This is a genomic window from Methanobrevibacter sp., from assembly GCF_045130115.1.
Lineage (GTDB): Archaea > Methanobacteriota > Methanobacteria > Methanobacteriales > Methanobacteriaceae > Methanocatella.
The window spans coordinates 1-12,914 of record NZ_JBGUPC010000025.1 but is presented as its reverse complement, the minus strand read 5'-3'; the positions used below and the strand labels follow the sequence as shown (position 1 = coordinate 12,914).

Below are 12,914 nucleotides of genomic sequence, written 5' to 3'. Positions count from 1 at the left end.
TTATTATGACTTACAAAATTGAATTATCATCAGATGAAGTGCCAAAGCAATGGTATAATATGCTTGCTGATTTGCCTGTTCCACTTCCTGCTCCTAAAAACAGTGAAGGAAAAGACCAAATTTCAGCTTTACAATTAGCTTTCACCAAAGCTGGCCTTGAACAGGAATTTGCAACAGATCGTTATGTCACTATACCAAAAGAAGTTAGAGAATTATATATGGAAATGGGAAGACCTTCTCCATTGGTCAGAGCCAATAAATTGGAGGAATATCTTAATACTCCTGCAAAAATCTATTTCAAAAGGGAAGACTCTTCACCAACCGGCTCACACAAGTTGAATTCAGCTATTCCTCAAGCTTATTTTGCTAAAAAGGAAGGTGTTGAAAGATTGACTACCGAAACCGGCGCAGGCCAATGGGGTACTGCATTGTCCCTAGCATGTAATTTGCTTGACATCGAATGTACTGTATATATGGTTAAGGTGTCATTCAACCAAAAGCCGGACAGGAAAAACATCATGGACATTTACGGTTCTAATGTATTTGCCTCCCCTAGTGAAAATACTGAAGTCGGACGCCAGGTCCTTGCTGACAATCCTGACCATCCAGGTTCATTGGGAGTTGCAATTTCCGAAGCTATGGAAGAGGCTTTACAAAATGACGAAGTGAAATATTCCTTAGGCAGTGTACTGAATCATGTTATGCTTCACCAAACCGTCATCGGTCAGGAATTGAAGACACAGCTTGAGATTGCTGAAGAGACTCCGGATGTAATGATTGCCTGTGCAGGTGGAGGAAGTAACTTTGCTGGATCACTGTTCCCATTCATCAAGGACAAGATTGACGGCAATTCAGACACCCAATTTATTGCAGTTGAACCTAGCGCTTGTCCTACCTTAACAGAAGGAACTTACGATTATGATTTTGGAGATTCCAACGGATTTACTCCAATGCTTAAGATGTTCACCTTGGGACATGACTTTGTTGCCCCTTCAGTTCATGCAGGAGGCTTAAGATACCACGGTATGTCACCTATTGTTTCACTTTTAACCAAAGAAGGTTATATTGAACCTAGATCAGTTCATCAGAAGGACTGTTTCGATGCTGGTATCACATTTGCTAGGAATCAGGGTATTGTTCCAGCTCCTGAGACCACTCATGCAATTAGGGCTGCAATAGATGAGGCATTGAAATGTAAACAGACTGGCGAAGAGAAAACTATTGTCTTGAACTTCTCTGGTCATGGAATGTTGGATTTAAAAGGATATGCTAGCTATTTTGACGGAACCATGCAAAATGCTAAATAATCCTTTCTTATTTTTTTTAAATTTTTTTAGTTATAAGTTATAACTTATCATGTTTTTATTATTAGTTATAAGTTATAAGTGTTAATAAATAACTAATAAGTTATTTGTGAAAACAAATACTTTATAAGGAAGAAGTTATAAAATATAACTTATTTGTTAAAAGTTAGTTATGATAAGTTATTTCTTAAAACTTATTTTTTATAATTTAGAAGTTCTAACTTAAACCTTATTTCCTATCCCTTAGAAGTTGGAACTGATAAGTTATTTCCTTTAAGTTTTAATTTAAAAGGAATAACTTAATCCTTTTAACTTATACTGGATAACTTAATTGTTATTCTTTAGAGCTTTGAAATTTTAAGTTATAATTCATAACTGGTAACTTAAAACTTATCAGATATAGGAGAATTCTTTAATGAGTGAAGTAATTGCAGTGATGAATCAAAAAGGGGGCTGTGGTAAAACAACAACTGTTGTGAATACTGCAACATCTCTAGCGGTAATGGGCAAGTCTGTTTTAGTGGTCGATATGGATCCTCAGGCCAATGCTACTACAAGCTTTGGCATTGATAAAACTAAAATAGAAAATACAATATACGATGCCATCATTGGGGATATAAATGTAAAAAAAGCAACAATTCCTACGTTTATTAAAAATTTGTTTATTATCCCAAGTAATATATCCCTCAGTGGTGCCGGTATGGAGCTTTCCAGTAGAGAAAATTACCATATTATCTTGAAGGAAACTCTTAAGGATGTCGTACCGTTATTTGATTACATTTTCATTGATTTACCTCCTTCATTAGGTGTCATAACAGTCAATGCATTAGTAGCTTCCGATAGCGTTTTAATACCTATCCAAGCTGAGTATTATGCACTAGAAGGCGTAGCTGATTTGATTAATACTATAAAGTTAGTCGAACAAAGGCTTAGAAGTCCCACTCCAATTAAAGGAATTCTCCTCACTCTATATGATAAGAGAACTAGGCTTAGCAAAGACGTTTACAAAGAGCTTAAAAGCTACTTTGGCGAATCAAACTTATTATTTAAAACTGTTATTCCAAGAAATATCAGATTGGCTGAGGCTCCTAGTTATGGAAAGCCTTGTCTTGTTTATGATCCTGAAAGTACTGGAACAAAAGCTTATCTTAAATTGGCAAAGGAAATTATCCAAAGGGATGAAAATGTTAATTTGAGCGATGCCAAGACAAATATTAAAGCTAAAGCTGAATTAAATAGAAATTCCAATAAGACTGGGAGGGGTAGATAATGCCTAGAAAAGGTCTTGGAAAAGGGTTAGACTCTTTAATTCCGCCTGATTTTTATAATGAGGATTTTGACAGTAATTCCCCTCAGTCCCTTGAGGATATGTTAAAAGAAGAGGAGACTACTGTTGAAGACGTTGTTGATGATGTAACTTCTAAAGAGGAAACTGAAGTTGAAGATGAATTAACTCCAGAAGAAGAAACTGAAAGTGATGATACAGATGTTGAAGAAGGCATGGAAAATGAGGAAACTGATGACTCATCCGAAGAGTTATCTGGCGTTGAAAGTGGCGAAGAAAGTGTACAAACATCATCAGAAATCCAAATCCAGAAGGAACACATAGATGATGTTAAAAAGATTGTTGACAAAAATCCAAGAATCACTTTATGGTCTTCAAGATCTTCAGCTGTATTGAGATATTTAAGAAAAACCGAACCCGAATTCAGTATTTCAAAAGAGGCTTCTATTTTGATTGATGAGGCCGTTTCTAAAAAATACCCTGAAATTTGGGCATTATTTGATGATGACTAGTATATTATCAAATATAATTCACTTTTTTTAATATATTATTTTGCACTTGAAATTGTTCTCAAGAATCTATTTTTCACTTGAAATTATACTTAATATATTTTACAATATATATTTGATATGCTATTTTTTTCTATTATTTTAATTGATTTCATGAATATTTATTTTAACAATAATCCATTATATTATAATTTACTCTTATAAAAAATTTAAAAATCAAAAGTAGTCTGATATTCACCGCTTATTTTGATATATGGTTCCGCTCTGTCAACTACAACACCCAATTTCCTAAGCTGTTCTTTATTTGAGAATGGTGTTTTTTTTCGAATAGAAATTATCTGCTTTGCAGATTTTACACCGATGCCTGGAACCCGTATCAATTCTATCAGTGGTGCTGAATTTATTTCTACCGGAAATATATTCATATTTTTTGCGGCCAGTATTTTAGGATCCTGATTCAACAATAGATTGTCATTATCGTCAAATACCAGCTCTTTGACATTATAGTGGTAATCGTTAAGCAGACTGTCGGCATTGTATAACTTTGAGGTTCTGTCAGTTGAGCATGCCTCTTTATTTGCAAATTCTGTTTCTTCAATTGGAGTAAATGCTGAAAAATAAGTTCGTTTCAATTCCGAATTTTTGTAGATTTTTTCCATTCTACTGAGTATTTCCCTGTCACTTTCATCATTCGCACCGACAATAAGTTGGGTTGTATGTGTGGAATTGGGATAAGTCGTGCTTTTATGCTGGTATCTGTTGATCCATGATAACCTTTTAAGTATGTCCTTGTTGTAGTCCTTAGTTGAGGATAGTTCTGCAAGGCCTGATGGTGTTGCAGCTTCGATGTTTATACTAACCCTATTTGCAAGGGCCATTGCCCTTTTGATTGAGTCCCGGCTGGCGCCTGGAACCACTTTTAAGTGTATATAATCGTCATAACCATATTTTTTTCTCAAAAGTCTGATGGTTTCTATTTCCTTTTCCATTGTTGAGTCCACATCGCCTGTGATTCCTGAGCTTAAAAACAGACCGTTGACAATTCCCCTGTTATAGTATCCGAGAAATGCCTTTGCAAGCTCTTCGGGTGACAGTTCCAATCGTGTGAAATTTCTTTTGGATTGGTTTATGCAATATTTGCAGTCATTTTTACATTTGTTTGTTAAAAGAGTCTTAAAAAGAGGAATCTTACATCCATCATGGCCTGTTGCTTCGTAAATTCCAGGCAAATTAATCTGCGAACTTTTGTTATGACTGACATAATCGCAAAGGTCATACTGTGCAGAATCTGTTAAGATTTTCATCTTTTCCAATGTGGTCATGTTAATAATTATATATTTTATATTAAATAACAATTCTTTTTGAAATTATATCCTGGGTATAAAAGTATGTCATTAGATGTAATATATTATTTACATCAAGTGAATATGTAATATAAATATTACATATTGTTTAATATGTAACATATTTTTTACAAATTTTTTGAACAAAAAAAGTAATATAATAATTACATGATATTATTAAAAAATTTTAAATATATATCTAATTGTTTAATTTATAAAGTTAATTTTTATTTTTTTATTCATATAAAAATTTGTTTCAATATATAAAAACAAAATAAAAATAGTAACCTTTATATTATACAATATATCATAAATTAATATGCATATGTGTTTGGATTATAGAAGATATGATTAGGACATGTATGTTAATGAAAAATTTGTTTAAAAATAGTATTAAATATTTGAAAAAACAGAAATTAGATAGTTTTCTATTGATTTAGGAACCTATCGAAAGGCTTTCGACACATGTCTTAACCATGAGCAATTATGGTTCAGTTATAGGACATATACCTATTAAAAAAAGATCAACATACTTCCTATTTAATTGGATTCAAATAGGGAGAATTATAGGCCTTATCCTATGATAAGTAATCATAAATAACTAATTACTATATATCCGAATAGTATTGGCTTTCAGTCAAATCAGTTATTTTAAATCAACCTGCTTTGGTTTTCATATGGCTGATTTTAGTTATTTACTTTTTTTTTTAACTATTTACAATATATTCAAATCTCATTTTCAGGATGTAATATAAACATTTATATATGCAAAAAATCATAATATCAATTGGTACATAAAGTTCTTATTTGAGTGCTTTATTGTATCAAAATTTCAAGTTTTTTTCTATATTTGTATTATTAAGGGCAAAAAGTTTTCATTATTTAAAGTTAAACAATATTTATATTATTAAAGCAAATACATTTCATTAAATTGAAGTTAAACAGCATTAAGTTGTTTAAAAGGAGAATGTTATGCGTTTTAAGCGATATATGTTTTTAACTTTAATGCTATTTTTAACGATATTTTCGATTTCGTTTGTGTGCGCAAATGAAAATCTAACATATGAAAATGCTGGTGAACTTAGTTCGCTGTCAGATCTAAATCCAATCGATGCTGTAAATGAGAATGTAGATTTTATTGACGAAGCTAATGATGATTTGTTAGTTCAGACAAGTGGAAACGAAAATAATGATTTAGTTAATAATGAAAGTCATTTATTGCGTTCTAGTAATGATGTAGAAAACGAAAAAAGTGTAGAAAAACTAGGCGCTGCGAATACCTTAGATATTCTTGGTGCCAGTAATGATGAAAATGGTTTAGAAATACTTGGTGCTGGAAATGATTTAACCATTCTTGCTGCTAGTAATGATGAGCCTGTGCTGGGTGATGCGATACACGTGGCTGGTAATACTGTGCAGGATGTAATGAATGCAATCACTAGTGCTCGCTCTGGAGATGTAATCTATCTTGATGGTAGAACCTATTCTGGTGGGGCTACTCTGACTGCTCCTGCGGGTCAAATTAGAACTATTTCGAATATTAGGATTGTTGGAGGAACTGAGCAGAATCCAAATCAAATGGCTACATTTAGTGATACTGGTATTGCACTTACTTTCTCTGGTTCCCGAGCTACTGATCCTATTGATGGCCATAGCGGATTTACTAATAGTTCTGGTATTGCTTTACAAAACGTTGTTTTTGAAAATATAAGGTCAGCAGGAAGAATGTTTCGTTTCAACAGTGGATCTTTGACAAATGTTGTTTTTAATAATCTGGAGTCATATGAGCACCTTTTCTTCGTATATGGATGTTATGTAAGTCGTACACCAGTACCATTTACTAATGTTAATTTCACTAACTGTCGTCAGACTTATACTGGTTCAGGTGACCATAATATGGACGACGGTCATGGTCAGTTAGGTGTACTCTTCGGTGCTAAACTGGTTGATTGTAACTTTATTGGTACAAGTTCTGCTAATCACGGTGGTGCTTTCTGTATTTCAGACGAATACACCGGTGGTGGCGAACGCGTTGCAAGTAGTTTAACTAATTGTAATTTTATCAATGTTACTTCTCGATGGTTTGCAGTTTATATACATGGAAATTACACAGGAAGTCAATACGAAGGGGATAGCCATATTACAGAACCTCAAGTGCTTGATAACTGTAAGTTTATTAATTGTTCATCATCAGCCGAATATGGTGGTGCACTTGGAATAAGCCACAACAATGTTATTATAAGAAACAGTGAATTCATTAATAACACTGGTGGGGAAGGTGCCGCTATTATGGTTGGTGGAATCAGATATTTGCATGATGCATTCCTGGGTTACAATATTGAAGGGAACAATATGACTATTGATAATTGTACCTTTAAAAATAATCGTGCAAGAACTAATGGTCAAAGTAGTTCTCAAACCGATGTTGGCTTGATTAGTCCTACAGGTAATGCAGGTGCAGTTTATGTGTATGGTAATAATACCAAAATTTTCAATACTGTCTTTGAGGACAATTCTGCTTCAAATGATGGTGGTGCTGTTTTCATTCATGGTTGGGGCACTCATTTTGAAAATTCAACCTTGGATAGTAACTCTGCAATCAATGGTACAGTATACATCGAAGGTTCAAATACAAGAGTTATCAATTCAACCTTTACCAACAACGATGCAATCAATGGTGCAGGTATTTATGTCATAGGTGAAAATACCTACATTGCCAATTCAGAATTCACTAATAACACTGCAGATCCTAATGTAGGTTTAGGTGGTGCTATAGATGTTGTTGGTGACTATTGTACTCTTTTAACAGTAACCTGTAACAACAACACTGCTAATTGTGGTGGTGCCGGATTTATCCGTGGTTACCGTACAACTATCAGAAATTCCACTTTTGACGATAACTCCGCTACCTTACGCGGTGGTGGATTGGATGTTTACGGTGACGAGTGTACTGTTGACAATGTAGAAGTGTCTGATAACTTTGCAGGTACCGATGGTGGTGCTGTATATGTTGTAGGTAATGATGCTACATTTACTGGCGTAACATCCATTAACAACACTGCTAGAAGAGGAGGTTCCACATTTATCAAAGGTGACAATATTTATGTAACCAACTGTACTTTAGATGGTAATAAAGCGCTTTCCAATGGAACCGATGGTTCCGGTAGAGGTGGTGGATTAGACCTTGCTGGTACTAATTGTCATGTTTATGATATTGATGTATCCAACAACTATGCGGATAATGAAGGTGGAGCAATTTATATCAAATCCGATGATTTAGATATTTTTGATATTATCTCTATTGACAACTCTGCAAATCTTGGTGGATCAACCTTTATTGAAGGTGACAACATTGTTGTTCACGATTGTACTTTTGACGGAAACAACGCTACTTTGCGTGGTGGAGGTCTAAACATTTTAGGTGAAAATTGTACTGTTTATAATGTTGAAGTATCCGATAACTATGCAGGTGCCGAAGGAGGTGCTGTATACGTTAGAGGTAATGATGCAACATTTAGAAATGTAACATCCATTAACAACACCGCTTCCAGAGGAGGTTCTACCTTTATTATAGGGGACAATGCTGAAGTTCACAACTGTACTTTAGATAACAACCAAGCACTCTATAACGGAACTGCAGGTTCCGGTAGAGGTGGTGGAATCGACATCGCAGGAAAAGAATGTAAAGTATATGACCTTGAAGTTTCCAATAACCATGCAGACAGAGAAGGTGGAGCAATATACATCAAATCAAGTGATTTAAACATTTACGAAATTGACTCAGTCAACAACACCGCTGCCCGTGGAGGATCAGTATTCATTGAAGGAGATAACATTACTGTTTCAAATTCAACATTCAGTAATAACAAAGCTATTTTCAATGAAAGCGACCCTGACAATTCCGGTATCGGTGGTGCAATCGATGTATTCGGTAATGACTGTAAATTCATCAACGTCACTTCCCTAAACAACACCGCATATCGTGGAGGATCAACATTTGTACGTGGTAACAATACCCTCGTACAAGATTGTATCTTGGACAACAACACCGCTACCCTCCGTGGTGGAGGTATAAATGTTGCAGGAGACAATTGTAAAATAGAAAATGTTGAGGTATCCAACAATAAAGCGGGCCTTATGGGTGGTGCTATTTATGTTAATTCAAATGGTACTACATTGACCAATATTATTGCGGACAATAACACTGCTGAACGTGGTGGTGCCGCATTCATTAACGGTACCAACATTATCGTTAGAGGCGGTGAATTGAACAATAATATAGCTATCTTCAACGAAAGCAATCCTGATGCTTCTGGTTTAGGTGGTGCATTCGACATTGTAGGTGACAAAATCCTTGTAGATGGTGTTCACACTAACAACAACTCCGCTTATCGTGGAGGTTCTTCATTTATCCGTGGTGATAATGTAACAGTTATGAACTGTAACCTTGATAATAACTCTGCTACCTTACGTGGTGGTGGTATTAACATTGCAGGTGATGACTGTAATATCGAAAATGTAAGCGTGTCCAACAATAGGGCAGGTCTTATGGGTGGTGGTATTTACGTTAATTCCAAAGGTACTACATTGACTAATATTACTGCTGATAATAACGCTGCTGAACGTGGTGGTGCCGCATTCATTAACGGTACTAGTGTCACCGTTAGAGGCGGAGAGTTGAACAACAATAAGGCTATCTTCAACGCAAGTAGGCCTGATGAGTCCGGTTTAGGTGGTGCATTCGATATTGTAGGTAACAATATCCTTTTCGACGATGTTATCTCTAATAATAACACTGCTTATCTTGGAGGTGCCGCATTCATCCGTGGTAGTAATGTAACCGTTCAAAATTCCAACCTGGACAACAACTCCGCAGAATTAAGAGGTGGAGCTTTAGACATTGGTGGGGGTGAAGGCTCTCAAATAATCAATGTAAGTGCATCCAACAACAGAGCAGGCACTAAAGGTGGTGCTGTTTACGTTAATGGTAATAAAGCATTATTCGATAATGTTACTTCCATTCACAACACTGCTCAAGAAGGAGGTTCCTCATATATTGAGGGTAACGAAACAACTGTTAGGAATTGTAACTTGGACAATAACTTTGCTACTGAAAATGGTGGTGGATTAGCCGTTTCAGGTCACAATGGTACCTTTGAAAATATAGCTCTTTCCAATTGTAATGCTTCTGCTTTTGGTGGTGCTGTTTACGTTATAGGTGATAATAATACTTTCAACAATGTTACTTCCATTCACAACACTGCTGATTTTGGTGGTTCCTCTTATATTGCAGGTAACAATACCGTTGTTGAGAATTGTAACTTGGACAATAATATTGCTACTGTATATGGTGGAGGATTATATGTCGAAGGTAACAATTGTAATTTCACTAATTTAAACCTTTCAAACTGTATATCTGGTGACGAAGGTGGTGCGGTATTCATCAATGGAAATTTCTCATCATTCGACAAGGTTACATCCAGAAATAACACCGCCGATTATTACGGTGGTTCAACATCTGTTCATGGTAACGATTTTGTTATTAAAAATTCTGAATTTATCGATAATGAAGCCGAGTTTGGTGGTGGAGCTATCTATATTTCAGGTGATGATGGTTACATCGCCAATAATGACATTTTATCCAACACTGCAAATATGGGTGGTGGAATCTATGTTACCGGAAACGATTGTGAATTCTCAGAAAACAATATATCCTACAATGATGGTGTTTTCGGTGGAGGAATCGCCGTATCTGGATCAGATTCATTATTTGACAACAATAATATTACATATAATCATGCTGACTCTTTAGGTGGAGCAATATATGTAAGTGGAGAAACTGGCGATGAAATCAGTTATTTCGCCTACAACAACATTTCATCAAATCATGCTGAATATATGGGTGGTGGAATATATAGTGTAGATGAAGATTTATATCTAGACCATATCTATGCATTCAATAACACCGCTCTAAAAGGTGGTTTTGCAGATATCAATGACGCTCCTGATCTAGTGGTTTCAAACTCAACATTCGATAGTAACCATGCATTGGGAGACATCAATGACGGTTATGGTATGGGTGGTGCTTTCTTCATATCAAATATCGCAGATGCAACTGTTGATGGTAATTTCTATAACAACACTGCAGAATACGGAAACGGATCTGCAATCTATGTGCAAGACTCTAAGTTAAGAGTCCATGACTCAAACTTCTTTGACAACTTAGCGCTCTCTTACGCATTGCCAATACTTCCTGAAAAGGGTACAACTTACATGGTAGGTGAACCTATTGAGGTAACTATTTGGCATATAGGTGGGGACAATATTGCTAATGCTATCCATAATAAGGACGCTCAAAGTAATGTTACAATAAATAACATAACTTATGAGTTCTATAATCATGGAAATCGTACCATCAAAACAACAAGCAATACTGATGAAATTCCTGTTATCGGATTTGAAAACAGTGATGACGGTGAAAAAATATATCTTGATGATTTAGAAGATAATCAACCGATATATTATACCATAACCAAAATCGGTGCAGGAGATTATCCGGACCCATCTGATATAACTGATATTTCTGGTAGTATATCTTTTATCCGCAATGATTTGCCTGTTGGAAGATACCTGATTCAAGCAGTTTATTACAGAACTACTTATTATACAGAAATCTTAAACCAAACATGGATTAGGATTATTGATGTATCCTCAATCAATGTTACTAAGGTTTGGGATGATAATGACAACTTTGATGGTATTAGGCCGTCTAATGTAACCGTTCTCTTGTATAATGACACAGGTTTAATAAATCAAACAGTTTTATCCGACGAGAATAATTGGACATATTCCTTCGAAGGTTTATTAATCTATGATGAAGATGGTATTAATTTAATTAATTATACCATTGAAGAAGTGCCAATTGATGGTTATGCAACTGTAATAACCAATATAACTGGTGATCATTCCGTTAATTTAACTATTACTAATATTCATATTCCTTTAACTAGTGTGAATGTTACTAAAATTTGGAATGATGGCAATAATGCTGATAATACCAGGCCTGATAATATTACTGTTGTGTTGTTAGCTAATGGTACTGCTATCGATACTGCTGTTTTGAATGCTGCTAATAATTGGACTTGGTCTTTCACTAATTTGACAATCTTTAATGATACTGAAAAGGTTGTTTATACAATTGGTGAGTTAACTGTTGATAATTATATTGTTAACATTACTGAAAGTCCTGCTGGCATATTTACTATTGTGAATACTTTGGTTACTGATATTAACGTTACCAAAATCTGGCATGATGGTAATAATGCTGATAATACTAGACCTGAATATATTACTGTTGAGTTGTTTGGTGATGGCGTAAGTGTCGCAAACGGTACTTTGAATGCTGCTAATAATTGGACTTATTCATTCACTAACTTGACTGTCTTCAATGGTAATGACAGGATTAATTATACTATTAGCGAAGTTACTGTTGAAAATTACATAGTTAACATTACTGACTTCGTGATTGACAATACTTACGTTACTAGTGTGAATGTTACTAAAATTTGGAATGATGGTAATAATGCTGATAATACTAGACCTGAATATATTACTGTTGAGTTGTTTGGTGATGGCGTAAGCGTTGCTAACGCTACTTTGAATGTTGCTAATAATTGGACTTATTCATTCACTAACTTGACTGTCTTCAATGGTACTGAAAGAATTAAATATACTATTAGAGAAATTAATGTAACTGGTTATATTAGTGTTGTAACTAATAGCACTCTTTATAATTGGACTATTACTAACACAGAATTAGTTAATATAACTGTTGTCAAAGTTTGGACAGACAATGAAGACCAAGATGGTATCAGACCTCGTAATGTGACTGTAATGTTGTTCGCTGACGATTCACAAGTTGGTGAAATAATTTTGAATGAAACTAATAATTGGACACACACTTTCGAAGATCTAATTAAGTTTAGAGCTGATGGTAGTTTAGTTGAATATCGTGTTAATGAGAATGAGGTGCGTAATTATACTGCTATCATTACCAGAGATAACAATAACTTTTTAATTAATAACACTCATGATATTGAGCTGGTTAATGTTACTGTTGTTAAAGTTTGGACTGATAATGATAACCAGGATGGTGTCAGACCTGCTAATGTGACTGTCTTATTGTTTGCTGATGATGTGAACATTTTTAGAATTGTTTTGAATGATGCTAATAATTGGACTCATACTTTTGTAGGTTTACCTAAGTTCAGTAATGGTACTGAGATCGTTTATCGTGTAAATGAGACTGAGGTGCGTAATTATACTGCTGTTATCATTTCTGATGGTAATGGTAATTGGACCATTAATAACACTCATATTGTTGAGTTGGTTAATGTTACTGTTGTTAAAGTTTGGACTGATAATGATAATCAGGATGGTGTTAGACCTGCTAATGTGACTGTCTTATTGTATG

The 12,914-nt window shown here is 34.8% G+C and carries 4 protein-coding genes and 1 pseudogene; 4 read left to right on the top strand and 1 reads right to left on the bottom strand.

Annotated elements, in window-relative coordinates:
- Positions 1 to 5: 5 nt before the first annotated feature.
- From ACJMML_RS04565 to ACJMML_RS04555, 3 genes and pseudogenes are all read left to right on the top strand, one after another.
- On the top strand, positions 6 to 1,307 hold the full coding sequence (locus ACJMML_RS04565) for a TrpB-like pyridoxal phosphate-dependent enzyme (protein ID WP_405306200.1): 1,302 nt from the start codon (positions 6 to 8) through the stop codon (positions 1,305 to 1,307).
- Positions 1,308 to 1,719: 412 nt separating this feature from the next.
- A pseudogene (locus ACJMML_RS04560) lies at positions 1,720 to 2,484 on the top strand (ParA family protein); the annotation flags it as partial.
- 89 nt (positions 2,485 to 2,573) lie between these two features.
- The gene (locus ACJMML_RS04555; protein WP_405306199.1) at positions 2,574 to 3,101 is read left to right on the top strand and encodes an AAA family ATPase; all 528 of its coding nucleotides are present in this window, start codon (positions 2,574 to 2,576) and stop codon (positions 3,099 to 3,101) included.
- A gap of 206 nt (positions 3,102 to 3,307) precedes the next feature.
- Here ACJMML_RS04555 and ACJMML_RS04550 read toward each other — a convergent pair whose 3' ends face one another.
- The gene (locus ACJMML_RS04550) at positions 3,308 to 4,420 is read right to left on the bottom strand and encodes a radical SAM protein (protein WP_405306198.1); all 1,113 of its coding nucleotides are present in this window, start codon (positions 4,418 to 4,420) and stop codon (positions 3,308 to 3,310) included.
- A gap of 993 nt (positions 4,421 to 5,413) precedes the next feature.
- Between ACJMML_RS04550 and ACJMML_RS04545 the strand changes: the two genes are divergently transcribed.
- The coding region (locus tag ACJMML_RS04545) for a Cna B-type domain-containing protein (protein ID WP_405306197.1) at positions 5,414 to 12,914 on the top strand (7,501 nt) is incomplete at its 3' end.

Bases quoted from the DNA above. Each gene is read 5' to 3' on its own strand.
- ACJMML_RS04565 (WP_405306200.1), top strand. From the start codon at position 6: ATGACTTACAAAATTGAATTATCATCAGATGAAGTGCCAAAGCAATGG.
- ACJMML_RS04555 (WP_405306199.1), top strand. From the start codon at position 2,574: ATGCCTAGAAAAGGTCTTGGAAAAGGGTTAGACTCTTTAATTCCGCCT.
- ACJMML_RS04550 (WP_405306198.1), bottom strand. From the start codon at position 4,420: ATGACCACATTGGAAAAGATGAAAATCTTAACAGATTCTGCACAGTAT.